Source organism: Arthrobacter sp. AL05, assembly GCF_029960715.1.
Classification (GTDB): domain Bacteria; phylum Actinomycetota; class Actinomycetes; order Actinomycetales; family Micrococcaceae; genus Arthrobacter.
The window spans coordinates 179644-205052 of record NZ_JASBRC010000006.1; the positions used below are offsets into that span (position 1 = coordinate 179644).

Here is a 25409-nt window from a genome sequence, read left to right on the forward strand (position 1 = left end):
CCGTTGATCGCTAACGACGTCGCGCGCTGGGGGCTGACGGCACTGCTGCTGGCAGCGTCGCTGTTCGCGGTTTTTCAGGCCAGCCGCAAGTCGCCACCGGCCACTAGGGTTGAATATTGCCTCCATGCCGCGATGCTGGCGGCCATGGCGGCCATGCTTGCTTCCGGGGACCGGTGGCCCGCGCTCCCCCAGATTATGGTCTTTGGCCTTGCCGCCTGGTGGTTCGTGCTCCGCGCCGTCTCCCGGCGCCCCATGGTACTCGCCGTACTGAACGTCACCGCCGCCGGACCATGGCACGGCCGCCGCGAGGGCGAAGCCAGCCGTGGCAGGTTGCTGTACAACGCCCTAACCATGGCTGCCATGGCCTACATGCTGGCGGTCATGGACTTACGCGGCACCCACCGGACACCGGCCGCTCCGACGGCCGCCGGCCTTGCGGACCTGGCGGCGCACCACGGTGGCTCCAGTGCGCGGCCGTCGCTGGCAGGGTCCTTTCCGGCCGCGCTGCCGGAATGGACAAGCCTGTCCGCTCCCGTCCTGGCGGTAGCCTTCGGGGCGGCCGGCGCCGTGTGGGGCGTGCTCCTGCTCCGGCGCGCCCGACGCCGCAACCGGACGGGCAGCGGCGCGCCGTTCCTGGAACTTGTGTCCGCGGTTTCGATGGCAGTTATGTTCGCGGCTTTCGCTGTATAAGAGCCCGGAGCTGGCATTCACCCGCGTGGGATCGATCCGACCCTGCCGCCAGCGGACCGGAAGATGACTCACGGGCCCTGCGGCAGGCGGTCCAGCCACCGGCGGCGGTAAGCTCGTGCCATGGCGAGATACTTCGATGTTCACCCAGAAAACCCCCAGGCGCGCTCCATCAGCCAGGCGGTGGAAATGATCCGGTCCGGCGGGCTGATCGCGTACCCCACCGATTCCTGCTACGCGCTCGGTGCTCAGCTGGGCAACAAGGAAGCGCTGGACCGGATCAGGACTATCCGCCACCTCAATGACAAACACCACTTCACGCTGGTCTGCAAGGACTTTGCCCAGTTGGGCCAATTCGTGCAGATCGACAACGACGTGTTCCGGAGCATCAAGGCCGTCACGCCGGGAAGCTACACCTTTATCCTGCCCGCCACCAAAGAGGTTCCCAAGCGCCTGCTGCACCCGAAAAAGAAGACGGTGGGGGTGCGTATCCCGGACAACCGGGTTGTCCAGGCTTTGCTCGCCGAACTTGGCGAGCCGTTGCTCTCCAGCACGCTGTTGCTGCCGGACGAGGAAGAGCCGCTGACCCAGGGCTGGGAAATCAAGGAACGGCTTGAGCACGTGGTCGACGCCGTCATCGACTCCGGCGATTGCGGCGCGGAGCCGACCACAGTCATCGACTATTCCAGCGGCACTGCCGAAATCGTCCGGCGCGGCATGGGTGACCCCGCACGCTTCGAGTAGCGCGGCCCGGGGGCTAAGCTGACGCCGTTTCGGCGTTCCCCGCGACGCCCGACGCCCGGTGGCGCAGCCAGCGGCGTGACAAGTCCAGAGCCGCGAGAAGTCCCGCGAGCGGCGTGAGGACGGCTGCGACATAAACGAACAAAAGCCAGCTAAGCGTGGTCAACGGCGTCTGGTGGTCGCTCAACAGCGACAGGCCCCCGCAGAGTCCTAGGATCCAGAACACCGCCACGCCGGCGAGCACTGCTGCCGCGGGGAAGTACTCGCTGGTGACGGCGTTTTTTGCAATACTCATCGTTTTCATAAACTGTCCTCGTGCGGGCGGAAAGGAAAGAGGTCCGCTGGGCCTTTTCCAGTATGGGGCCCGCAGCCCCCGGATTTTCGGTGAATGCCCGTCGCGTGATGAAGCTAACGCCCGTTCCTGCTCATCGGTGGCATGCGACGCGGCTTTTCATTCACGTGCGTTCCCGAAGCGGCGGCACCGCAGCGGACTTCAGACCGCCATGGCCAGCGCCTGTTGCATAAAAGAGCCGAGCACCCGGCCGGCGTTCTCCTGCAGGCGCCGGGAGTCCGCCGCGGCAGGCTGCACCGATTTGGAGCCATGCAGCCGCTCCCCCAGATAGAGCACCGCTGCCAGGACTTCCGAGAGCTCCGCGTTTCCCTCGGCTTGTTGCCTCAGCAGCCTCAGGTGGGCAGTCTGCAAGGCTGGCCCCGGAGCGCAGCCCAGGTCACGGTCGAACAGCCGGCGGCAGCGCTCATACGCTGAGAGGCCCTCAACCGGCAGGCCCGCCTGCTCGTATCCGGCGACAAGGACCGTCCATGCACGTTCGTTGAGCGGCTCGGACCGGATTACGGCCTGCGCCAGTGAAATGGCGAGCTGGGGCCGAGCGAGGAACGCAGCCGTTTCAGCCGCGAGAATCTGGGCCCCCAATTTGTCGGCTTCGTGGCGGGTCCGGGCCTCCTCCGCCCAGTCGGCCGCGAGTTCAAAGCCCAGCAGCGGTTCCCTCGCCAGTTCCAGGGCCCGCATCGAGAGTGCATGCGCCTGGGCCGGCGGAGAGTTCCGGGCCGTGCGTAGCAGTTCGCGGAACTCAAACAAGTCCAGTGTCACCAGCTGCGGGTCCAGCAGGTAGCCAGAGTTTGCGGTACGAAGCGGGCCCGACTTGGTGTTGCCTGGCTGGATCGCGCGCCGGAGGCTGCTGACATAGCTCTCCAGTGTGGCGACGGCGCCGCCGCTGGCCCGGGGTCCCCACAGGATCTCCACAAGCCGGGCCTTTGACACCGGTGTGCCAAGGTTCAGCAGGAGAATCTCCAGGATGTGGCGCGGCTTGCAGCCTCCCAGGTCCGCTGCTTTGAGGACGGTGCCGTTTCGCCGGACCTCGAACGATCCGAACAGCCGGACCGAAATTGCCACCGTGGGTTCGCTCGGATTCTCCACGTTGATCCCCTCCCCAACTATCAACTAATCGCGCCTGGAAGCGCCGAAAGGAGCTATTCGGATCCGCCCCTGAGACTCAATTCCATCCGGCCTTCTAGGTAAACCGTTGCACGCGGATCCGGGTGCAACAAGAAGTGCAACTACCCGATCCTTTGTTCCGTGGAAAGTCGGGTATACGTCCTTGTGGCCCCAAGTATTAGGCGGGCGAATTCTGAGTACCCGCAACGTAGGGCAGGTACCGCAGCGCCGGACCGGTGGGGCTGCGGCGGCACAACACAGCGCCGGAGCCGGGCAACCCGGCGCCACAGTTCAGCTGCCGGGCAATCCGCCGATAGGCTCAGAGGAGACCAGCCTTTCACCTACAGGAGAACCTTCGTGAACCGAGCGTCCGATCCAGCCGATCGACTGCCCCCGCTGGGCCTCAGCTGGGGCGTCAAGCGCAGCTTCATCGATTACATCGCCAGCCTGGCTGATGGGTCCGTTTCAGCAACCAGCGGGGCTGCCAAGGCCGATGACTCGCTTTTCTGCTTCGGCCCCGGTTCCTGCGACTACGACGTTGCGCGCGGAACTGGAGTGCTGCGCTTCCGCGGAGACGTCCGGCTCGCCGGCCACCATGGAATGCTCTTGGTCAGGTTGCTGGACCCTTGGATCACCTTCACGGGCGGCAGCGGAGTGCTCTCCATCAGCACCGGCGACGGCGGCGGCCAGGACCGCGCCACTATTGGTTTCCTCAGCCCTGCAAGACCAAACCAGTCCGACGGGTCCCTGGTGTGGGATCACATCGACGTCGTCATATCTCCGGAAGGATCCGAACTCTTCGACGGACAGTACGCTGCCGGCCAGCCGATGGATCCGCTCTTCATCCGGGTCACCCAGTAGGAGAACCCTGCGGGCTGCAGCCACGGACACCCCTGATCCAGGGTGCTGGCACGCACGCTGTGTTGCCTAGTTCTCTTTGGTGCCCTGCGGCAGCAGGGAAGGTTTTCCAAACAGCCAATCGGAGACGTCGCTGCGCAGCACCAGGTGGGGCCTGCCCGTGTCGCTGACACTGCCGCTGGGAACGTAGTAGCCCCGCCCGGAGCCAGGACCGCCTGCTGCCCGGTCAAGCGCATCCGTGAGATCCCTGGGCAGGTGACCGGCCGGCCCGCAGGCCCGGAGGCCTTGAACTTCCTCGGGCGTAAGCCTTCCTAGAACTGCGGTTATATCTGCCATAACGTCTCCTCTGCGGCGGCTGGTGCCTAAGTAATCAGGCTAAGACCCCGGCGTAAACGGCAGATGACATCCGGGCGAAGATCCTTACACACCCGGGATGTAGGTGACGGCCAGCCGGAGGTGTCGTGAGGGTCACTGCCCCGGGGGCGCCCGCCCGCAGCTATTGCGCACGTGGATGCTGTACCGTTCAATCCCGGGAAACTCAGAACTATGGAATCGAGAATCAACCAGGTGGCAACCGATTATGACGAAGTCCGATCCGACGTTGCGGAGACCCGCAACGCTTCGCTGGAGGCTCTTCGCTCCGCGAACGCACCGGACGCGCGCAGCGTAACCCGCGAACTCGACGAGGCGGACACCTCCGAAGGTGTGGAATTGCCGGGCGCTGACTTGTCCGGCGAGGAACTGACGGTCACCGTCATTCCGCAGAAAGACGACGAGTTCATGTGCTATTCGTGCTTCCTGGTCCGGCACCGCTCGCAGCTGGCCCGCGAGAAATCCGGCCACTCGTACTGCGCTGACTGCATGAACTGACGGACTGTCCGCGTCACATTTTCCCGATAGCGACGCAGGTCATGGCTTGCGCGGCCCGTTCCGATACGCTTTTCCTTGACGATTCGGCGCGTGCCGGTGCGGAGCCGGAGGCGGAATCATGCGGAACTGGACCACGACGCCGGAAGACAGGCCTGCGGTGGCGGCCGGGGCTGCCCCGGACGGGGACGTTGTCCTCAACAGCTTCGGCACCGGCAATGCCGGTACCGAAGCTGTTCCCGCAGGCACCGCGACCCGACGCCCCGGGCGCACCTGGAGCCTCAAGACTGAATGGTCCAGGGCGTTCGCAGTAATGCTGGTGGCGCTCCTCCTGGGGGCCGTCGCTACGGTTGCCGGAGTTCGGGCCGTCGGTAACCAGGTTCAAAACGCTTCCGCCGGACTCCACAGCGCGTTAGAGACAGTCGCGCAGTTGCGCACTGCAGTTGATACCCACGAACAGGCCGCGCAGCGGCTGCTGTCCAATGCTCCGGTTGACCGCACGGAATTCCTGCGCCAGCAACTGGACGTGTCCCGCCGCTTCGACGAGGCGATCCAGGTCCTGCCGGCAGAGAGGGACATGCGCGGGACCGCCGCCACAGCCCAAGCGCAGTGGCAGGACGGTCTCGCAGCACTTGGGCTGTGGGGCAACCAGGTACAGGGCGTCACGGCAAGCCGCCTGACCGGCGCACCGGCCCTTGCCATGTCCGGCTCCGGGGTCCGCGTCCTGCTGGATGAGATCCAGCAGTCGGCCCTTGAAGCGATGGACTCCGGTCTGGCCTACAGTGCTGAGCTGGAGCAGACAGTGATCGCAGCGCGCAGCGCCCTTTTCGCCTTGGCCGCGGCTGCCGTCATCTACTTCCGCGGCAGATTGGTCAAGTTCCTGATCCGGCCCGTCGAGGGCATGCACGTCGGTGTCCTTAAACTGCAGGCCGGGGACTACAGCCACCGCATCGACGTCGTCCGGCGCGACGAACTGGGTGAACTGGCAGAAGCCTTCAACTCCATGGCCGCTGCTGTCCACAACAGCCATCTGGCCCTGACGCACCGGGCCACCCACGATCCGCTCACCGGGCTGGCCAACCGGGCGGCGCTGACTGAGCGTCTCGCGGTCTCCTTCGAGCCCGCTTCCGAAGGCAAGCCCCGGCACGAAGGACTTCTGATCGTCGATGTTGACGACTTCAAAGATGTCAATGACACGCTGGGCCACGAGGGTGGCGACGCGCTGCTTATCCAACTGGCCGGCCGGCTGCGGGCCTGCGTGCGCTCCGGCGACCTCGCCGCCAGGCTCGGCGGCGATGAATTCGCGATCGTCGTAGCGGACGACGCCGACGGGTCCGCCACGGCCGCGATCGCGGAGCGGATTCACAACGTTCTCGGGTCGCCATTCGCCGTCGGAGACGTCCGGTTGAAGGTTTCAGTCAGCATGGGGGCCACCCTTCACCGGCCCGAAACCGGGGAGCCCGCGGATCTGCTGCGGCAGGCCGACTTCGCGATGTACATGGCAAAACAAGGAGGCAAGGGGCGGTTCCAGAGCTTCGATGCCGAGGGCTATAACAGGATGACGCACAGTGCGGCACTGCGTGCCGCGCTGGCCGCGGCAGTGCCCGAGCGGCAGTTGCAACTCGCCTATCAGCCGGTCGCTGACCTGGACACCGGGAGAATCCTCGGCGTGGAGGCACTGGTGCGCTGGAACCATCCCACACTGGGGTTGCTGGAGCCGGACCAGTTCATCGCCCTTGCCGAAGAAACCGGTGATATCGAGGCGATCGGCGGTTGGGTGCTCAGCACGGCGAGCCGGCAGGGCGCCCGCTGGCGGGCCTCGATCAGTCACTGCGAAGACCTTTGGGTGTCGATCAACCTCTCCTCCCTGCAATTGTCCAGTCCGCGGAACCTCGGCAGGATAGAGAGTGTTCTCGAGGATCCCGCTGCGGAAGCAGACAAAATTGTGCTGGAGGTCACCGAAACGGCTCTGGCCAGCAGCATCGACGGCGGTGTCCAGGCGCTCCACCGGCTAAAGACCTTCGGGGTCCGGATCGCCATCGACGACTTCGGCACCGGCTACTCCTCGCTGAGCACTCTCGCCGAGCTGCCTGCGGACATCCTCAAGATCGACCGCTCATTCCTCTCCGCCAGCGCTTCCGACACAGCATCCGCGGCCCTGCTCGAAGGCATCCTGGGACTGGCCCACAAACTTAACCTTGACGCGATCGCCGAAGGCATCCAGGACGACGCGCAACTGGCCCTGCTCCGCCGCCTGGGCTGCCGGATGGGGCAGGGCTACTTCCTCTCCCCGCCGGTGCCCGCATCAATGATCGAGTCCCTTCTCGCCGCCGAAGCGCGGCTCCAGCCGGCTGGCGGTTCGCCAGCGCCAGGCTTGTGAGGACGCAGCCCGCAGCCTGGTTTTGAACCGGCCGTCCAGTCCCGGTTCAGTGCACGGCAGGCCGCGGCTACGCACTGCTGTGGCGGGGGCCGGGCTGTGCTGTGCTGTGCACCGACGAGGCTTAGTCCCGGGGGCGGAGTCTGGCGTTCGGGAGCGCAGGGGCCGGCAGCGGTGCCGGTTCCCCGTTGGGGAACGTGCCGAACCGTGGTGCGGCCGGGTCCGTCCCCGTGGCAGCAGCTGGATCCCCGGCGCCGATCTCCGTCTGCCACTGCGAGCGGTACTCGACGATTTCTTCATGGTTGCGGCCCACGAAGTTCCACCACATCACGATCTGCTCGCCCAACGGTTCACCGCCGATCAGGAGCAGACGCAGCGGTTCGTCTCCGGCCACCAGCGTCAGGGACGTCCGTCCGACCGGCACGAAGGCGAGGTGGTCCTGCAGGACCGGGCGCCCGTCCAGGATGAGGGTTCCAGCGTCCACCAACAGGCCATATTCGAAGGTTGGATCGGTGTCCAGGCTGAGACTGGTTCCGGCGTCCAGCACGATCTCGGCGCCGAGCAGCGGGGTGTGGGTGGTGACCGGCGATGTTGTTCCCGCGATGGATCCCAGAAAGACCCGCATCATCCAGCCGGGTCCGGTCAGTGGTTCGGGGCGGTAGTGCTCAAAAGTCGGCTCCATCCCGCGTTCCCTGTCCGGCAGCGCCACCCACAGCTGCGCGCCGTGCAGGACATCCGTTGCGGGAGTGGAGAACTCGGAATGGCTGATACCGCGACCTGCAGTCATAAGGTTAACCTCGCCGGGACGCACGGCCGCGTGGAATCCGGCCGAGTCGCGGTGCTCAATCTCACCGGTGAACAGCCAGCTGACCGTCTGCAACCCGGTATGCGGATGGCGCGGCACGCGCATGCCCCCGGACCCGCCAACCCGGTCCGGGCCGTAGTGGTCCAGAAAGCACCACGCGCCGATGAGGCTCCTGCGCCGTTGCGGCAGTGTCCTTCGTACGTCCATGGCCCGCGGACCGCCCAGCGGGACCCGGCGCGGAACGAGAATCTCCACCCCGGCGCAGCCGACGTCCTCAGCACAAATAATCTCCTCCGGCGCCACCTCGGTATTGCTCATAACAACAGCGTAGCGACCGAGCCGCGCCTGCCGAAGTAGTCCGCGGCGTTGCAGCCGTCATGATGGAGTTATGACCGTCACCGAGTTCCCCGTCGCCATCCCTGTGGGAGGATCCTCCGTTTCGGGCCTTTATGCCCGCCCCGAGAATCCGAGTGCCACACTGGTTATCGCCCACGGGGCCGGGGCCGGCATGGAGCATCCGTTCCTCACCGGCTTTGCCCGCGCCCTGAACCAGCTGTCCATAGCCACACTTCGTTTTAACTTCCCCTCCCGGGAGGCTGGCCGGGCGTTCCCCGACCGGCCGCCGGCGGCCATGGCGGCCTGGCGCGCGGCCATGACCGAGGCGGCTTCCCGCTCCGCGGGCGAGCCGCTCTGGGCAGCGGGCAAGTCCTTCGGCGGACGGATGGCCTCCATGGCGGTTGCCGACGGAATGCCCGCAGCAGGACTCGTCTACCTTGGTTACCCGCTCCATCCGCCGGGAAAGCCGGAAAAACTCCGGGATGAACACCTCTACGGGCTGGGCCTTCCGATGCTCTTCCTGCAGGGCACCCGTGACCCGTTTGCCACGCCCGAGCTGTTGGCGGCGGTGGTGGCCGGGATTGGCCCGTCGGCGGTGCTTCAGTGGCGCGATGGCGGCGGCCACAGTTTCGATGTCGCGGGAACCAAACGCGGCCCGGACGAGGTCGGGGCAGCACTGGCCGGACCCACCGCGGACTTCATCGCAGCCCACCAGGCCAACTGAGGCGTGCGAAGGCTCAGAGCCACGCGGTCCGGCGAAGCGGCGGCTCGGCGCCGCCGGGCCGCTGCACCAGTACCTGGTTAACGCCGGTGATTCCGGCTTCGAAGCCCAGTGCGCTGGCGGCCATGTAGAGCCGCCACACCCGGGACCGGCCTTCGCCTGCGAGTTGCGTGGCCTGACCCCAGTGATCCTCGAGGTTCTGCACCCAGGCCCGGAGTGTCAGCGCATAGTGCCGGCGCAGGGCTTCGACGTCGAGGACCTCGAGTCCGCCGGACTCGAGGGCTCCAACCATCTCCGCGAGGCCGAGCATCTCACCGTCCGGGAACACGTAGCGTGGGATGAACGAGTCCGGATCCGGCGCGGTGGGGCCGGCGTTCCAGGAGATGGCGTGGTTGAGCAGCCGGCCGCCCGGCCGGAGCAGCCCGTGCAGCTTGGCAACATAGCCGGCCATCTGCTCGCGGCCCACGTGCTCAGACATACCGATGGAGCTGATCGCGTCAAAGGGCCCGTCGTCTACGTCGCGATAGTCCTGGACCCGGATGGCCACCCGGTCCGTCAAACCGGCGTCTGCCACCCGCTTGGCTGCCATGGCCGCCTGTTCACGCGAGAGCGTGACGCCTACGACCTCGACCCCGTAGTTCTCGGCCGCGTGCAGGGCAAAGCTCCCCCAACCGCAACCGACATCCAACACGCGCATACCCGGGCGCAGTCCCAGCTTCCGGCAGACCAGTCCCAGCTTGGCGTCCTGCGCCGCTTCCAGCCCGGTGTTCCCGTCCTGCCACACCGCGCAGGAATATACCAACGACGGGCCCAGAACCAGAGCGTAAAAGTCATTGCCGACGTCGTAGTGATGGGAGATCGCCGCAGCGTCACGCTTGCGGGTGTGCCGCCGGCCGGCGCGCACGGTCTTTGCCTCTTCCGGGGGCGGCGCCGGGTTCGGCCCCAGGGCGCCAAGCAGGGCGGCGTTTTTGAGAATCGTCCCAAACTCCCGGACCGTCAGCGGGCGGAAAGGTCCGGGCTCCGCAAACTTACCGGCGGAGCTGAGGGCGCCGAAGCTGGCGAAGACGTTACCCGGCGCGTCGATGTCACCGGAAATATACGCGCGGCTGAGTCCGAGCTGGCCCGGGGACCACAACATTCGTCGCAGGGCCCGCCGCGTGCGGAACTCGACGACCGGGGCGCCGACCGGACCCGCCTCCGAGCCGTCCCATGCCTTCAGCCGCAACGGGATCTCGGCCGTGCCCAAGACGATGGCCAGCACTTCGGCCAGCCGCGCTGCCACCCCGGTTCGCTTCGCCATCATCTTGGTCCCTTCCAGCACGACGTTCCACTTCCAATCTAATTCGGCGCGCCACGGCCGGACAGGGGCCGGATGGCCCTGACGCCGTCCCGGTAGCGGCGGCCTTGTCCTTCCGGTGGGCCGAGTGTGTTCCCGGCGCGGCGTTCTGCCCCGATATCGGCTACCCCTCAGCCCAGCGTCCTGCGGGACCGGACCGCCTCCGGAAGCGGGGCCTTGATGACAACTGGTTGCGTCGGCTTGGCGGGTTCACCGGCCGAGGGATGCGGGGTATCTGAGCCGTTACTCCTTGTTCCTGGCCCGGCTGGGCTGCACCCGCATCGGTTCGCCGGGCATCTTGGGAAAATCCGGCGGGAAGGGCAGCTCCCCCAGCCCTGCCGCCAGGTCACGTTCCCACCACTGGAGCAGAACGTCGATGGTGCCCGGCTTCGCGTGCATATCCGCCCACGGGTCTCCGGTGGCCCTGAGCCGTCCCGGCACGGTGGCGATGGTGAAGTCCTGGGCGCTGACGTGCTCGAGGTCCGCCCAGCTGATCGGGCAGGAAACGGTCGCCCCGGGGATTGCCCGCGGGCTGTAGGCCCCGGCCATGGTGCGGTCGCGGTTCGCCTGGTTGAAGTCCACGAAGATCCGAGCGCCGCGCTCTTCTTTCCACCATGCGGTGGTGACCTTCTCCGGCATACGCCGCTCCAGTTCACGGGCGGCAGCGATCACGGCGTGACGCACCTCAAGGAACTCCCTGCTGGGTTCAATCGGCGAGAAGACATGGAGTCCCCGATTGCCGGAGGTCTTGATGAAGGCATCCAGCCCGGCCTCAGACAACACGGTACGCAGTTCCTGCGCGGCGGGAATAGCGTCATCGAATCCGGTGCCCGGCTGTGGGTCGAGGTCGATCCTGAGCTGGTCCGGGTTGTCCGGATTGCCGGCCCGGGAAGCCCAGGGGTGGAAGACCACAGTATTCATCTGCACGGCCCAGACTGCAGCGGAAACCTCATCGAGCACAAGCTGGGGATGTGATCGTCCGCTCGGATACACCACCGTCACAGAGCCGACAAAATCCGGGGCGCCCCTGGGCGGGTTCTTCGAGAAGAACTGCTCGCCGTCGATAGTGCCGCCGAACCGCTGGAGTGTGAGGGGGCGGCCGCCGTTTGCGGCCAGGAAAGCCTCCCCGACGTCGACAATGTACCGGGCGAGGTCCAGTTTGGTAAGCCCGAGCTGCGGCCACAGCACCCTGCCGGGACTCGAAATCCGTATGTCCCGATCGCCGTCGGGGCGGCTGACTGTGATGGTGGCTTCTTCCTTGGCCATGGGGACAACCTACCCCCGGACCCAGGACAACTGAAGAGGCGAACGGATGGCCGCAGTGGCCTGTAGTTTCCGCATTTCATGTGGCACTTGGTGCTGCGGACATTCGGGATCACTGGAGGCGAAAGACTCTAGCTACGGATTTTTGCCCGTGGTTGCGTTAATGCGGGATCCGAAACAGATAGAGAATCGAGCATCCAATGACCGGATGGCTGGCCGCAGGCGTTGGCACGCTAGGGGTTGGAACCTATTTTGGCTGGGATGGCTTTACTATTCAGTCAGGAAACCTGGTCGTGATCATCGTAATGATCATCTTGTTCGTCGTTGCCCTCGTCCTACCCTTTCCCGGCGGGAATCGGCGCAAATGACTGCCCGGGCCACAACGGCGCACGGTTTGCCGGAGGAACGCGAGGCTCATACCTGGACCGGACGGGCCCGCCGGTGGCTGCTTGGGAAGCTTCCGCCGGAGAAGCTGTTGCCCGAGGACCAGCCCAGCTATGTGATGTCGTGGGCCTATGTGTTCGGCATGGGGGCAATAGCTTCGCTGCTGTGGATCATCATTTCCGGCGTCGTGCTGGGATTCAACGGGCCCCACTGGTATCACGTGTCCGCATTGGGCGGCTTCGTCAACAGCACCCATCTGTGGAGCGTGGAACTGTTCTTCATCTTTATGGTGGTGCACCTGTGGCTGAAATTCTGGATGGCGGCCTGGCGCGGAGGCCGGGTCCTGACCTGGATTACCGGAGTAGTCGCCTTTGTCGTTTCCATCGTCGCTGCCTTTACCGGGTATCTGCTTCAGACGAACTTCGATTCCCAGTGGATCGCTTTCGAAGCCAAGGACGCGTTGAACGCCGTCGGGGTGGGCGCCTGGTTTAATGTGGCCAACCTCGGGCAGATCTTCGTCTGGCACATCACCCTGCTTCCCCTGGCCGTCGGGGCCATCGTTATTCTGCACGTCCTCCTGGTCCGGGTGCACGGTGTAACACCCCCGCTGGAGGCAGGCGAGGGCGACGCCCAATTGATGCACAACAGCCCGGAGCCCACTGAACCTCCGGAGTCCACCAAGACCAAGGACGTCGCGCGGTGACGAGGCAGAACAACAGCACCTCCTGGCGTAAGGCGAACAACATCGCCAGTCGGCCCTGGACGGGCAGCGTCCGCGAGTACGATCTCGTCAAGGAACTGACCATCGGCGTTGTCGTGGTTGGCCTTCTTGTGCTCGGGGTGTCCGCCATCTTCGGGTCACCTGATGAGCCCAGTGTCAGTCTCAAGGGGTGGGCGATTGCCGCCCCGGCTGATTTCGTCGCCACCGCCGCAAAGGAACTTGGCAGCACCAGCGACACCGCAGGGTACGGGCCGCCGTACAACGCGACTCCGGATGCAGCGCAGAAAATCGGTCCCATCGACCTGCAAAGCCTCTCGGGCGTCCGCATTCGGGTGGATACAGCGAATGACTTCGTGATTGCGCCGCTGGAGACGTTGCCCTCTCCGCCGGCCGCCGTAGCCGATTGGACTGCCGCCACGGATCAGCAACGCTCCGACTGGACAGCCGCCTATTCCGATGCCCTCGACGCCGCCCCGGACAACGCCCCGGCCAGCGTAGCCGCGGGCGACTACGGCCCGGTTCCTGCGCTGACCGGCGCGCTGCTGGACATGGCACGGAACGGCAATCTGGACGGCGTGCTGGAAGGTGGCGGCAACTTCTACAACATGGACTACACCCGCAGCCTGCTGTTTCTCGGCGACGGCACCTATTTCCCGGACCTTGCGGCCAGCCAACACCTCACCGGGGACCAGTGGGGCGTCATGAACGAGACCGGCGACACGCCCGGGCAGTCCTGGCTGTGGCTTTTCTCGCTCCTCTATCAGGTGGAACCATTCAAGTCCTCGCCTAATGCCGATGCCCTTGTTGTGGTCACAATGCTCGTGTTGACCGCGTTGCTGGCCGCACTGCCGTTCATTCCCGGCCTGAGGTCGCTGCCGCGGCAGGTACCCGTGCACCGCCTGATCTGGAGAGACTACTACCGAAACCGTTGACCCCGTCAGCAACGGATCGGGTGCCACGGTCGGGCGGACTACCGGCCAAAGCCAACTGGTGACGATGTGGTTCGTTCCCAAGGGTTCGCCGCTGTGGTGTTCGTGCGTCTACAGTGCCGGCCGCCCCTCCCGCACCGCTCCGCCCTCGCCGAGGAAGCCACCCACTCCTGACCCTGCATGGGACAGCCCGTTCCTCAGCTCCGGTTTTTGGTCCGTGAGGTCGCCGGCGCCGTCCAAGGATCCACCGGCCAGGGATGCCTGGGGTAGCGTCCGCGCATCTCGGCACGGACCTGTGCGTAGGGCCCGGACCAGAACGAGGCGAGATCATCGGTAACAGCCAACGGCCGCCGGGCGGGCGACAGCAGATGGAAGAGCACGGGTACCCGGCCGCCCACCAGCCGCGGCGTCCGGTCCCAGCCGAAGCACTCCTGGAGTTTGACGGCGACGACGGGGCGGCCACTGCCGTCCCCATCAGCGGGGTAGTCGATCCTGACCCACGAACCGCTCGGCACCTCAAGGCGTTCGGGAACGAGTTCCCCTAGACGGGAGGCCTCGGGCCATGGCAGCAGGCGCCGCAGCGGCTCCGTCAGCTCGATCCCGCTCGTGGCGGCGCCGCCGGCCAGCGCCTCAAGCTCCGGCGCCAGCCACTCCTCGAGCCGGGCCAGCAGCGCCGGCTCGGAAACATCCGGCCAAGGCCCACCCAGTTCCCGGTGGAGCAGGGCGAGACGGCGGCGGAGTGCGTCCGCCGCCGTCGACCATCCAATGGTTCCAAGTCCTTCCTTTTCCAGCGCCCGGGCCACGGCTGTGCGCCCTTCAGCAACAGAGGGACGCACGGGAGTGGAGGACAGGACGATCGCGCCCAGCCGGCGGTCCTTGCGGGCGGTGACCCTGCCTTGCTTGAACCGTGCTTCCACGCTCTCGGTGAGGAGGTGCCGGGCTGCGGCCTCCGCCGTGTCCGCCGTCAGCGGCGCAGCGGAACGGATGACGGCTCCGGTGCCGGCCGCATCGCGTCCCTGGGCCCGGGAAACTTCGGCGACAGCGAGCCATTCGTGACCGGCCAGGGAACTTCCGGTGGGGAGACCGGCCCGCGTCCCGGAGCTGAGCAGGTAGCGCTCCGGGCCGTCACCGGCGACCCGCCGAGCGACGCGGTCCGGGAACGCGAGGGCAACGACGAAGCCGACTGATTCAGTGGCGCTTACCGCCGCCTGCGGCAGGGTTGTGGCGCCGAACTTCTTCTGGCGAGCGACCGACTCCATCCGCCGGACATCCTCCAGCCAGCGCCGGGATGCTGGTTCCCGGCCAGCGCGCAGCGCGGCTACCAGCCGCGGCAGGTCGGCGCCGGGGGCACGCTGGTCCCCGGCGACGACGGCGACGGCTTCCGCGGCGGCACGGATTCCGACGACGGCCCCGCCGTCCAGCAAGGCGCGGGCAAGCCGGGGATCGGCAGGAACTCTTGCCAGTTCCTTGCCGAGATTCGTGGCGAGGCCGTCCGGGGCCACCGCGCCGAGTTCGCGCAGCACCTCGACGGCCTCGTCCATCGCAGCCTGCGGAGGGGCGTCGGGCAGGGACAGGCCGCGGCCGCCAGGCGAACCCCAGCAGGCCAGGATCAGGGCGGAGGCGGTGAGGTCCGCGACGGCGATCTCCGGCGTCTGGTGGGCCGGCGCTGCACCGTAGCTCTTTTGGTCGTAGCAACGGACCGCGCGTCCGGGGCCTTGGCGCGCAGCCCGGCCGGCCCGTTGTTCGGCGGAGGCCCGGGAGCAGGAAACGTTCACGAGGCCGGACATCCCCCGGCCCACATCCCGACGGGGCTCGCGGGACAGGCCTGAGTCGATGACCAGACGGACGCCCGGGACGGTCAAGGAGGATTCTGCGAGCGACGTCGACACGATGATCCGCGGGCGCCCGCCGGTTTCCCGCCCGGAGACGGCGCGGTCCTGTTCTGCGGGTCCAATCTGTCCGTGCAACTCAAGGACGTCAGCACCGGTCCTGCCACGGAGCCGGCCGGCAACATAGGACACTTCCCACGCTCCCGGCACGAACACCAGTGCGTCCATGTCCTGGCCCGCCGCGAGTGCGTGGGAGTGCGACGATGCCGCGGTGTCCGCCACGTGGTCAAGGAACGCGCGCGTGACCCCGCGTTCATCCAGACGCGGCACCGCGGCGGGCACCCAGTCCACCTCGAGCGGATACAGTGCGGACGGGCAGTCAACCACCGGTGACGGCAAGCCGCCGTCGTGGTTTCCGGAATGACCCGCCGAACCGATCAGGGCGGCGAAGCGGGGCGCGTCCAGGGTGGCGGACATCGCGACGAGTCCGAGGTCGCCCCGGAGCTGGCGCACTTCCGTGAGCATACCGAGCAACAAGTCGGTTTCGAGGCCGCGTTCATGCACCTCGTCCAAAATGACGGCGCTGGCACCTTCCAGTCCAGGATCCGCGAGCAGCCGGTTCAGCAGGATGCCCGGGGTGACAAATTCGATCAGGGTGCCCGGACTCGTCTGCCGTTCCCCGCGGACTGTGTATCCGATGCGGTCCCCAACCCGGCTGCCGTCCAGAGCCGCCAGTCGCCTCGCCGCGGACCGGGCGGCGACGCGCCGGGGTTGGGTCACGATGATGCCCGGGGCGGGCCCGGGGCCGGGCCGCCAGGCAGCGCCCAGCGCCAGGTTGGCCAGCAAGGGCGGCACCAGGGTTGTTTTGCCCGTGCCCGGCGGCGCCTGCACCACAGCAGCGGCGCCGGGCCCCCCGCCCTGCAGCGCCCGGGCCAGCTCACCGAGCGAGTGTGCGAATGCCAAGCCGGCCCCGATGACTCCCAGATTGAAGGGGCCGGGAGCAGCGGGCAGCGGAGCGGCTGGAGAAGTCACGTTCCCATTGTGCCCACAAAGCCGGGGCCGGAGTGCAGCCGGACGTTCCCCTGGACCCGGCGGGCCAGCGCACCATGTCCGGCATGCCTAAGCCGGCGCAGGGCGGGCTCGTTGCTGCCCGGGTGAGGTAGGCGGGCTTGGGCTTCCAACCGCGGCCAGGTCCGGGCAGGTCAGCCGTTCGTCAGATCAGAGTGGTGGGCAGCGACCACGTTAGGGTGGGCCCGCACCCGGTAGCGCAGGGCATTGTCACCGTACGTTTCCAGAATCGGGCTGTTCGTCGGATCCACCGACAGGCCGCGGGCTTTGGCCTGGAACTCGGGGCTCACGGCGAGTTGCGGCATCGTCGCGTCCAGCGCGGGGTTGAAGAAGAAGGGCAGTGATATCCGGTCCGTGCCGCGCAGTGGCGAGATTACCCGGTGCAGCGTGGCCTTGAGGTACCCGTTTGTCGCCAGTTCGAGCATCTCACCGATATTAACGACGAACGTGCCCGGCACTTGCGGGGCATCGATCCATTGCCCCTGGTACTCGACCTGCAGGCCACCTTTGCCGGGCTCGACAAGCAGCAACGTCAGGACACCGCCGTCCCGGTGGGAGCCCACACCTTGCTTGGGTTCCGGGTCGGACTCCCCCGGGTACCGCACCACTTTGAGCAACGGAAATGCCCTTGCCGCGAAGGCCGCATCAAAGGTGTTTTGCGGCGCCCCCAGGGACACAGCCAGCGCTCGCAGGAGGTCCAGCGAAATGGCGCTGAGCCGTTCGGTCCACGCCAGGACGATGTCCCGCATTTCCGGGATGGCGTCCGGCCACAAGTTGGGTCCCTCAAGGCGCCAATAGTCGGCGACGCCGGGTCCCGGGCTCACAGCCGCCCGCTCGACGCCGATGTCGATCTGCTCGCGCCAGTCAACAGCGCCGTCGGTTAGCTCGCCGCCGACCCTGGTGTATCCGCGGAACTGCGGACTGTGGACATTTTCGACGGCGAGCTTCTGTTCGTCGGGAAGTTCGAAGAAGCGCCGGGACACGTCGAGCATGGCGTCCGTCAGCTCCTGCGGGATGCCGTGTCCGGCCAGGTAGAGGAAGCCAACCTCGTGCATGGCGTTGCGCAGCTCATCGCGAAAACGCGTGGCCTCCCGGTGACCTGCACTTAAGAGGGAGTAGTCCAGGACGGGCAATGATTCGAGTGTCATCCATTAGTCCTTATCAATGAACTTGGCAAGTTGCGGACTGAATACTCTTTAATATTACGGACGGCTGGTCAATGCGCGGCATTCAGATGTCGAAATAAGACCCTGGTGGGCCGCGGGTCCGGATATGCGCAGCAGTGGACGCTGGCAACGCCTGTCACCTGAGTGATGGGCGTGACGGCGGACTGTCGTGGCTCAGCTTTTACCCAGGGTTTACATGCCATCTCTTGCGGCGTCCCGTTGCCTGCAAGAGACTGTTGATCACGAGATGACGAGAGTCAGTGGTTGTTCAGTGGTTGTTCGGCCAGGACAGTGGAAGATCAACGCAGCGATGAGCCGGTGAGTCTTCTGCAGTGTGGACGACCGGGGAGGAACCGCAGACCGGAAGGATTGTTATGGCCGCCTCTTTTGAATTGTTCATCGACGCAGAGTCGCACTTCCGATTCCGCCTGCGGGCACCGGACGGGACCGTTGTGGCAGTATCGACGGCGTTCAACGACAAGTCCAAAGCCGTCGCCGGCATCGCCGAAGTGCGCGAATGCGCAGGCATGGGCCTGATCACCGACCTGTGCGCCGGGGGAAGCGCGCAAAGCCCTGTCCGGGAACCAGCGCCTTCCGGCCCGGCGCTGGCGGAGGGTCATGAACGGCATAAACGAAGCGAAAAATTCCATTCCCGCGCCCGGACAATCCGCAGGATCACAACAGCTACCAGGTGGAGCGGGGCAGCATAGGATCGTCGCTGAATGAGACCGGCAGGCGGGCCTGGGCCGGCACTCCGTCTCCGCACCACTTAAGGACGCGCAAGGCCCGCAGGGTGTTCCACCGACTGGGCCGCCCGTCGCCGTCTTCGAGCTGGAAATGGACCTGCCCCGGATGCGTGTTTTCCAGGAGCCAGGTGCCGTCCGGCTGCCTCTTCGAGCCAAGCAACTCGGTTGCGTCGGCTAGCCGCGGGTCCGGCGGATTCCCGGTGGAGCGGAAGTAGTCAAGGGCGCGAAGGACGTCGTAGTGCCAGCGCGTCGGGAAGCTGAACTTCAGCCAGGCCGGGTCGGCTGTTTCGCCAGTGCTTTTGCGTCGGAACAACCGCCGGTCCAGCAGATACTCCTCGCCGCGCCGCCGGGCCTCGCTGGTTTCAGCTGAACCTCCGGTTGCCTGCTCGTGAGCGAGCAGGCCTTCGAGGACATTGATCGTCGTTGCAACCGACGAAACCACGGCACCGTCGGCCGCCCAGCAATTCCAGCCGCCGTCGTTGAGCTGATCCCCTAGTAGCCGGGCCACGACGCCCTCGACGTCCTCACCGAAGTAGGCGCCGAGCCCGACTGCCATTCCATTGATGCAGGGCTCCACCTCACCGGTGAAATAGGGCTGGGCGCCTTCCTCCCAGCGGCAGTTTTCCCGCACGAGTTCGACGGTGCGGCGGATCTGGTCGTTTTTCGGGTCGACGCCGAAGTCCCGCAACTGCAGGAGGCTGTACGTGGTGGCGGTCCAGGGCTGGCACCCGGCGGCGGGAACGTCGGTCCCAACGGCGGCGGCCGGGAAATAGGCTCCCCCGGCCCATTGGCCGTCCGCCCCGCGCAGTGCCAGCAACCGGGCACCCCACCCCTCAGTGGCCACCCGCGATCGCTCAGCTGTCACAACGCCGGTTGTGGCGCCGTCGAGATCTCGGAGCACTTGCCAGCGAATGGCAGGATCGGAATCCCGCAGCCAGTCCAGGACTGTCATGCGCAGAGACTGCTGCCCGCGCCTAGCCCTCGCAATCAACGCAGTACAGGTGACCGTTCTTCTCGCGCGCGATCTGGGAGCGGTGCCGGACCAGGAAGCAGGAGTAGCAGGTGAATTCATCCTGCGCCTGGGGTATGACCTGGACGACTAGTTCCTCGGCGACGAACTCTCCGCCCGGCGCAATCGAACCGTCTAGCGAATCCGCCTCATCCAGGTCACGCACCACACTGCGGGCGTCCGGAGCGTTCTCAGATTGCAGCGCCTCCAGGGACCTGTCCTGCGACTCCTTGACGTCGGAGCGTACTTCATCATAATCGGTTGCCACTGGGGTGTTTCTCTCTTCTACGGAATGCTTGTCGGATAGGTGTTCAACAGACAGGAGTGCCCTGGTATTCCCCCTCACCAGAGATTAGCCCCGATAAGGCCCGGGCACGAGCCAGTGCGGGACTGTTGCCAAAGAATTACGGACAGCAATTGATTTGTACATTCGTTGGCGTTAAGGCTAGATTCGGGGAAGTTTCTTTGGGGGAAATCATGAACAAAGCGCAAAGGCGTGCCCACGTGGAGCCGCCGTGTCCGGAATGCGGCTCACGGGTCATTCCGATTTGGAAAGATGAACGGTCCGTGGCTTCCAAGCAGCCCGATTGGCGGGTGCGCGCCCGTCAATGCAGCGACCAGGAGTGTGCGCTCGGCGCCACCCCTGACGTGCTGTCGCCGTGAAAGGCGCCGTCCGGGCCGCCCTGCTGTCGCGCTCGGACCGCCAGCCGACAAAACACTTCCGGACACCAGCGGGTCTCCCCGATTCGACCGGAAGGGTGTTCAATAGTAGTAGGGGCGGCGCCCTTCCCACATTGCTCAAGGTGGCTGGCCCCAGTTGCTTGCCGGAGCCGCGAGGCCCGGTGCGAGACGGGGTCGGCGACGCTTGAGAACCCTCTGAGACCGGGGTTCTCTGCCCCAGCCGTCGTCGGCCCCCTGGTTGTTCCGGCCTCGTCACACTACCCGGCAGCGGGAGTGCGTCCCCGCCCGGTAGCCAGCTGACAGTAATGTACCTACATGAAACCTAGCGATGACCACCGAGGAACGCCATGACCGAACTCGATCTTGACGTGCGCTGGTACGAGGGAACCCGATCGCGGCCCAGCCGCACCGCACCGCCAATCCAGGTCCACCGGGCCGCACCGAACACCATAGTGCTCCGGCAAAACATCACCGACAATTTCGAAGCTCCGTTCCTGTACCTGCTGTTCGGCGACGAGCGCGCCTTCCTTCTTGATACGGGCGCGACGGCGGACCCCACCAGGTTTCCGCTGCGTGCAACGGTGGACACCCTTATTGACCGCTGGCTGCACGAACACCCCCACGACGGTTACGAACTCGTTGTTGCCCACTCCCACGCCCATGGAGATCACATTGCCGCAGACGGGCAGTTTACCGGCCGGCACCGGACAAGGCTCGTGGGACACAGTGCCGAGCACGTCGCCGCGTTTTTCGGAATCCACGATTGGCCGCACGGCACGGCCCGGTTTGACCTCGGCGGACGCATTCTTGAACTGATCCCCGTCCCCGGCCATCATCCGTCCGCCATCGCCGTCTATGACGAGGACACCGGCATCCTGCTCACCGGGGACACCGTCTACCCGGGACGGCTCTACGTGCAGGACTTTCCGGCCTTTCAGCATTCGCTGCGTACGCTCTGCGATTTCGCTGCGGCCCATCCGGTCGCTGCTGTTCTTGGTGCGCACATCGAAATGCCAGCCCGCCCGTTTCGGGACTTCCCGCTCGGTTCGACCTGGCATCCAGACGAAGCGCCGCTTCCGTTGGCAGCCGGGACACTCCAGGCGATCAGGGACGCCACCTTGCTCAATGACCGCCCCGGAGCGCAGCGTCACGCTAATTTCATCATCTGGAACGGGCCGTGCCGGCGCGAGTCAGTAGCCCAGTCCGTCCGGCTCCTCCTGTCCCGGGCGCTGGGCCGCGGACTCGGCCGCTAGCTGTGCCCCTGGGCCGGCGAGCCAGCACACCGCCCTAGCTGCCCGGGGGCGATGCCAGGGACGATCTGTTGAAGTCGGTGTGCCATACCCCGGTGGGTTGTCCGTTGCCGTCGGTGACCACATACTCTGGCCATCGATCGAAAGCAGAGCACGGATGGGAGATCCCCAAGTCGACCACATCCGTGACGGAAAGGCCCTCCGCTTCGGCCAGGACGGTGTGATGGTCAAAAAGGGTCCGCACCAGGGCTGTTGCGCCGTCTCGTGGGCCGCCGTCCGCAGTCAGGGCCGCCAGGAAGACCGGCTTTCCGGCGTCGTAGGGAAGGTCCCGTTTGCCGGCGCCGACGACGGCGGTTCCCGCCTCGGGAACGGACACTACGACGGCCCGGACCGAAAGTGCCGGCACCAGCCCCGGAACCGGACTGACACTTGCGTAGGTCCCGTGGTCGTGGGTGACGTAGCAGCCGGAGCGCAGGATCGTTCGGGTGCCGGGCACTTGGCTGTCGTCGGGAAGGTGAGCGGCAACGCGGTCCGGAAAGGCGGAGCCGCCCATGGTGTAGATGGGAGCGACTGTGTCGAAGTATTTCGCGGCAGCATAATACGCGTCCCGCACCAGCCGGCAGTGCCGGTCGACGGCGTCGAGCGTCGACTGGGTCCGGCTGTTGGGTACTACCCCTTCGTAGCCGGCAACACCGACGAGCCGGAGTCCCGCGGTGCCATGGATCAACTCGGCCAGGCGCAGCGCCTGCGGGAGGTTCCGGACGCCTGTGCGCCCGCCGGGAGTGCCGACGTCAATCAGCACCTCAAGGCCTGCGGCGGCCCCGGCGAAGACTTCGGCTGCCGCCGCAACACCGGCAGCAGAATCCACGAAGCAGCAGATGTGCCGACCGGAATCCTCCTCCAGCAGGGTACGGAGGCGCAGGAGGCCGTGCCGATCAACGATCTCGTTGGCGACGAGGACGCGCTGGTGTCCCCAGCCGATGGCCAATTGCGCTTGATCCAGGGTGGCAACCGTGACGCCAACGGCCCCGGCAGCCACCTGGCGGTTGATGATTGGCGCGGACATCGTTGTCTTAACGTGGGGAGCAAGTTCAACTCCCCGCTCCTGGCACCAGGCCGCCATGACTCGGATGTTGTTGTCCAGGGCCTCGATATTGAGACGCAGTTGAGGATACGCCGGGTTGCTGGCGGTTCCGGCCGCTGACTCTTTGTTGCTTCCGCAGTGAGGGTGGGTCGGGCTGATCACGGCGCTCCTTTCGCTCCGGTCCGCACGGCCCGCTAACCGCAGCAGTCCACGGGAGGCCATCGCTGGCGCTGTGTTGATTGTGTCACGCCGCGTTCGGGCCGCGGACTGGTGCGGGCACCCGGCCGCCGTGATGGTCGGCGCCGCGCATACGCACAGCCACAAACAGTCCGGACAGCGCTGTGAGTCCTGCCACGACGCCGACGGCGGCCGGGATGCCCATGGCGTCCGCGACGATGCCGGAGAGCAGTGCGCCGACAGCGAAGCCGCCGTCGCGCCAAAGCCGGTAGACGCCGACCGATCTGGCCCGCCACCGGGGATGGGCGACATCTCCGATAGCCGCAAGCAGGGTCGGGTAAACCATGGCAGTTCCGAGACCGAGAAGAACGGCGGCGGTCAGCCAGGTGGCGAAGTCATGGCCGACGGCGATCACTGCCAGGGCGGCGGCCTGGACCATCATGCCGCCGACGATCAGCCCTTTGCGCCCGTATTTGTCCGACAATGCACCGGTGAAGAGTTGCGCCGCACCCCAGACGGCGGGATAGGCCGCAGCGAGAAGACCGATCTTTTCGATCGTCAGTCCGGCGGCGGCAAACATAACGGGGAAGAGTCCCCAGGCGAGGCCGTCGTTGAGATTGTTGATCATGCCGGCCTGGCTTACCGACGACAGGGATTTGTCCTGGAAGCTGGTGAACGCGAAGATCTGGCGGTTGCTCAGCTCGGCGCCGGCCGCTTTGCGGTGGGCCGTGTTATTGGCGGCTTCGACCCCGGCGTAGTCCCGGGTTTCCTTCACGGCAAAGACCGACAGCCCGAGGCCGAGAGCGATGTAGGCGGCGCCGAGCAGGAAGGGCCCGGGCCGCAGACCGTAGGTGGCGGCGATGTGGCCGGTGGCGAGGGCGGTGCCGGCGACGCCGAGGTAGCCGGCGGCTTCGTTGAGGCCCATCGCCAGCCCGCGCCCGGATGGTCCCACCAGATCCATTTTCATCACGACTGTGGTGGACCACGTGAGGCCCTGGCTAATGCCCAGGATCACGTTGCCGGCGACGATCCAGCCCCAGCTCGGCCCAAGAATAAGCATCAGCGGAACCGGCAGAGCAACTATCCAGCCGGCTATCAGAATGGGTTTGCGGCCGTAGCGGTCCGAGAGGGTGCCCGCGAAATAGTTGGTGGCGGCCTTGGCGAGGCCAAAGGCCAGGATGTACGTCAACGCGCTGGTGTAGAGGCCGAGGTGGAAGACCTGCCCGGCCAGCAGCGGGAGCACTGTGCGTTCCTGGCCCAGGGTTCCTCCGACGAGGGCATTAACTGCGACGAGGAGCATAAACTGCGCAAGGTTCTGCCGCAGCCCCAACGTGATGCCGCTGGGGCTGCGCCGCTGCAGGCGTGAATCGGTGGTGCCGGACATCAGCATGCCTCACGTGGTTTGAGCAGAAGACCGACGGCGGCCCTGTCGCCAGGGCCGCCGACGGCGGTGTCAGGGTGTGAAGCTAGCTCGCTGAGACGGCATCCAGCGGCTGCCGCGATACCCAGGCGGCGTAACTGCCGTCCAGTTCCACGACGTCGTAGCCCGCGCGGCGCAGGGCGCTGGCCGCGACGGAGTTCCGGACGCCGCTCTGGCAGTAGCTCACGATGGTTCCTTCGGCGGGGAGCTGGTCGAGGTTCCACATCACCCGGCCGCCGCTGAGCTGGTGCGAGCCGGGGATGTGTCCGGCCGCGTGTTCGGTGCGGTTGCGGACGTCCAGGACCATGGCCGCGTCGAAGCCCGCGAGTTCCTCCGGCTGGATGAGTTTCGGAATGCTGACGGGCAGACCCTCGAAGCCGGTGACATAGCCGGCCACCGAGTCAATGCCGACGCGGACCAGATGGTCCCACATCTCCTGCGCGGAAGCCTGGTCCGGAGCCAGCAACACCAGCGGGTTCTTGTCCGTTTCCGGGTTGACCACCCAGGCTCCAAAGCTGGCCACGGACTTCCCGGCCGGGATGTTCACAGAGCCGATGACGGTACCTTCATGAACCTGGTCGTTGGGCCTGGTGTCAACGAATGTCACAGTATCGGCGGCGAGATCGGTGGCGACCGTCGCCAGGGTGAGCTCCTGCAGCGGTGCGCGGGCGCCCAGTAGCGCCGGTCCCTGCCGGTTTTCGCGCTTCATCCGGCCAAAGTACGCATGCGCGTCCGGCTGGCCCTCGAGTAGCTCGTCAATGAAGCCCTGCTCGTCATTCGCCGAGAGGTACGGGGCCCACCAGGCGAAGCGCCGTTCGTACCCGACAGTGCTGGACGGGATTGCGCCGAGGGCTTTTCCGCAGGCGCTGCCCGCCCCGTGGGCAGGGTGGACCTGGACGTAGTCAGGCAAGGTCACGAACTTTTCCCGCAGGCTGGTGAAGAGCTGCTTGGCTCCTGCGAATCGGGTATCCACACCGCCGGCGGCCTCATCCAGCAGATCCGGCCGGCCCAGGTCGCCGGAGAAGACGAAGTCGCCGGAGAGCAGGTACCCGGGATGGTCACTGAACGCCCCGTCCGTTACAAGGAAGGACAGGTGCTCCGGCGTGTGGCCCGGGGTGTGCAGCGCTTGGATGCTGATGTTGCCAAGAACAATCTTGTCGCCATCGAGCAGCCGTTCGCCGTCGAATCCGTACTGCCAGTCCGGTCCGCCTTCCCCGGAAACGTAGATTTTCGCGCCGGTAGCGGCGGCGAGCTCACGGGTGCCGGAGAGGTAATCGGCGTGGATATGGGTCTCGGTCACGGCCACGATCTTCATGCCGTTTTTCGCAGCAAGTGCCTGGTACACCGCGATGTCGCGGCGGCCGTCCACCACTACCGCTTCGCCCTTGGCCTGGCAGCCGATCAGGTAGCTGGCCTGGGCAAGGTCCTCGTCGTAAATGCGTTCCAGAAGCATGTGCTCTCCTTCGTCATGTGTCGGGGTGTCCCCGTGAACTAGGTTTAA

Annotated in this window: 23 protein-coding genes; 10 read left to right on the forward strand and 13 right to left on the reverse strand. The window is 66.2% G+C overall.

Annotated elements, in window-relative coordinates; translation table 11 throughout:
• Positions 1 to 3: 3 nt before the first annotated feature.
• Positions 4 to 690: a DUF5134 domain-containing protein gene (locus QK287_RS10015; protein WP_282359970.1), complete on the forward strand. Its 687-nt coding sequence runs from the start codon at positions 4 to 6 to the stop codon at positions 688 to 690.
• A gap of 120 nt (positions 691 to 810) precedes the next feature.
• Entirely contained in the window at positions 811 to 1431 is a 621-nt protein-coding gene (locus QK287_RS10020; RefSeq protein ID WP_226774353.1) for an L-threonylcarbamoyladenylate synthase, read from the forward strand.
• 13 nt (positions 1432 to 1444) lie between these two features.
• On the opposite strand, the gene QK287_RS10025 is transcribed toward QK287_RS10020, so the two are convergent.
• Positions 1445 to 1723 (reverse strand): hypothetical protein, encoded by a 279-nt coding sequence (locus tag QK287_RS10025; protein WP_226774352.1) that lies wholly within the window; start codon positions 1721 to 1723, stop codon positions 1445 to 1447.
• Between the two features lie 198 nt (positions 1724 to 1921).
• Positions 1922 to 2863, reverse strand: coding sequence for a BTAD domain-containing putative transcriptional regulator (locus QK287_RS10030; RefSeq protein ID WP_226774351.1), 942 nt, complete (start codon positions 2861 to 2863; stop codon positions 1922 to 1924).
• Positions 2864 to 3238: 375 nt separating this feature from the next.
• On the opposite strand from QK287_RS10030, the gene QK287_RS10035 reads away from it, so the two are divergent.
• Positions 3239 to 3742, forward strand: coding sequence for an HtaA domain-containing protein (locus QK287_RS10035; protein WP_226774350.1), 504 nt, complete (start codon positions 3239 to 3241; stop codon positions 3740 to 3742).
• Positions 3743 to 3808: 66 nt separating this feature from the next.
• On the opposite strand, the gene QK287_RS10040 is transcribed toward QK287_RS10035, so the two are convergent.
• Complete coding sequence (locus tag QK287_RS10040) at positions 3809 to 4075, reverse strand: hypothetical protein (RefSeq protein ID WP_226774349.1); 267 nt, start codon at positions 4073 to 4075, stop codon at positions 3809 to 3811.
• A gap of 231 nt (positions 4076 to 4306) precedes the next feature.
• Between QK287_RS10040 and QK287_RS10045 the strand changes: the two genes are divergently transcribed.
• Positions 4307 to 4609, forward strand: coding sequence for a DUF4193 domain-containing protein (locus QK287_RS10045; protein WP_226774361.1), 303 nt, complete (start codon positions 4307 to 4309; stop codon positions 4607 to 4609).
• A gap of 118 nt (positions 4610 to 4727) precedes the next feature.
• Positions 4728 to 6986, forward strand: a complete 2259-nt coding sequence (locus QK287_RS10050) for an EAL domain-containing protein (protein ID WP_282359971.1) — start codon at positions 4728 to 4730, stop codon at positions 6984 to 6986.
• A 121-nt stretch (positions 6987 to 7107) separates the two neighbouring features.
• Here the strand turns inward: QK287_RS10050 and QK287_RS10055 are convergent, their stop codons facing one another.
• Complete coding sequence (locus QK287_RS10055) at positions 7108 to 8106, reverse strand: pirin family protein (RefSeq protein WP_226774347.1); 999 nt, start codon at positions 8104 to 8106, stop codon at positions 7108 to 7110.
• Between the two features lie 70 nt (positions 8107 to 8176).
• Here QK287_RS10055 and QK287_RS10060 point away from each other — a divergent pair, with 70 nt between their 5' ends.
• Positions 8177 to 8848, forward strand: coding sequence for an alpha/beta family hydrolase (locus tag QK287_RS10060; protein WP_226774346.1), 672 nt, complete (start codon positions 8177 to 8179; stop codon positions 8846 to 8848).
• 13 nt (positions 8849 to 8861) lie between these two features.
• On the opposite strand, the gene QK287_RS10065 is transcribed toward QK287_RS10060, so the two are convergent.
• Both QK287_RS10065 and ligD read right to left on the reverse strand, forming a co-directional pair.
• Positions 8862 to 10145 carry a cyclopropane-fatty-acyl-phospholipid synthase family protein gene (locus QK287_RS10065; protein ID WP_226774360.1) on the reverse strand — a complete coding sequence of 428 codons (1284 nt, stop codon included), beginning with the start codon at positions 10143 to 10145 and terminating at the stop codon, positions 8862 to 8864.
• Between the two features lie 279 nt (positions 10146 to 10424).
• Complete coding sequence (gene ligD, locus QK287_RS10070) at positions 10425 to 11447, reverse strand: non-homologous end-joining DNA ligase (protein ID WP_226774345.1); 1023 nt, start codon at positions 11445 to 11447, stop codon at positions 10425 to 10427.
• A gap of 361 nt (positions 11448 to 11808) precedes the next feature.
• On the opposite strand from ligD, the gene QK287_RS10075 reads away from it, so the two are divergent.
• On the forward strand, positions 11809 to 12531 hold the full coding sequence (locus QK287_RS10075) for a cytochrome b N-terminal domain-containing protein (protein ID WP_226774344.1): 723 nt from the start codon (positions 11809 to 11811) through the stop codon (positions 12529 to 12531).
• Positions 12528 to 13481: a hypothetical protein gene (locus QK287_RS10080; RefSeq protein ID WP_226774343.1), complete on the forward strand. Its 954-nt coding sequence runs from the start codon at positions 12528 to 12530 to the stop codon at positions 13479 to 13481. Before QK287_RS10075 ends, QK287_RS10080 begins: the two co-directional genes overlap by 4 nt.
• A gap of 194 nt (positions 13482 to 13675) precedes the next feature.
• Here the strand turns inward: QK287_RS10080 and hrpB are convergent, their stop codons facing one another.
• Positions 13676 to 16339 carry an ATP-dependent helicase HrpB gene (hrpB, locus tag QK287_RS10085; protein WP_282359972.1) on the reverse strand — a complete coding sequence of 888 codons (2664 nt, stop codon included), beginning with the start codon at positions 16337 to 16339 and terminating at the stop codon, positions 13676 to 13678.
• Positions 16340 to 16509: 170 nt separating this feature from the next.
• Complete coding sequence (locus tag QK287_RS10090; RefSeq protein WP_282359973.1) at positions 16510 to 17523, reverse strand: 2-oxoglutarate and iron-dependent oxygenase domain-containing protein; 1014 nt, start codon at positions 17521 to 17523, stop codon at positions 16510 to 16512.
• Positions 17524 to 17915: 392 nt separating this feature from the next.
• Here QK287_RS10090 and QK287_RS10095 point away from each other — a divergent pair, with 392 nt between their 5' ends.
• Positions 17916 to 18251 (forward strand): DUF1508 domain-containing protein, encoded by a 336-nt coding sequence (locus QK287_RS10095; protein WP_226774340.1) that lies wholly within the window; start codon positions 17916 to 17918, stop codon positions 18249 to 18251.
• Here QK287_RS10095 and QK287_RS10100 read toward each other — a convergent pair.
• Both QK287_RS10100 and QK287_RS10105 read right to left on the reverse strand, forming a co-directional pair.
• Positions 18226 to 19239: a hypothetical protein gene (locus tag QK287_RS10100; protein WP_226774339.1), complete on the reverse strand. Its 1014-nt coding sequence runs from the start codon at positions 19237 to 19239 to the stop codon at positions 18226 to 18228. The genes QK287_RS10095 and QK287_RS10100 overlap by 26 nt on opposite strands.
• Before the next feature lie 22 nt (positions 19240 to 19261).
• Complete coding sequence (locus QK287_RS10105; RefSeq protein WP_226774338.1) at positions 19262 to 19564, reverse strand: DUF4193 domain-containing protein; 303 nt, start codon at positions 19562 to 19564, stop codon at positions 19262 to 19264.
• Between the two features lie 760 nt (positions 19565 to 20324).
• Between QK287_RS10105 and QK287_RS10110 the strand changes: the two genes are divergently transcribed.
• Positions 20325 to 21230, forward strand: a complete 906-nt coding sequence (locus QK287_RS10110; RefSeq protein ID WP_226774337.1) for an MBL fold metallo-hydrolase — start codon at positions 20325 to 20327, stop codon at positions 21228 to 21230.
• A gap of 34 nt (positions 21231 to 21264) precedes the next feature.
• On the opposite strand, the gene QK287_RS10115 is transcribed toward QK287_RS10110, so the two are convergent.
• The 3 genes from QK287_RS10115 to QK287_RS10125 form a co-directional block, all read right to left on the reverse strand.
• Entirely contained in the window at positions 21265 to 22473 is a 1209-nt protein-coding gene (locus tag QK287_RS10115) for an alanine racemase (protein ID WP_226774336.1), read from the reverse strand.
• 82 nt (positions 22474 to 22555) lie between these two features.
• Positions 22556 to 23872 carry an MFS transporter gene (locus tag QK287_RS10120; protein WP_282359974.1) on the reverse strand — a complete coding sequence of 439 codons (1317 nt, stop codon included), beginning with the start codon at positions 23870 to 23872 and terminating at the stop codon, positions 22556 to 22558.
• Between the two features lie 82 nt (positions 23873 to 23954).
• A complete protein-coding gene (locus QK287_RS10125; RefSeq protein WP_282359976.1) occupies positions 23955 to 25361 on the reverse strand; it encodes an MBL fold metallo-hydrolase in 1407 nt (468 codons plus the stop codon).
• Between the last annotated feature and the right edge of the window lie 48 nt (positions 25362 to 25409).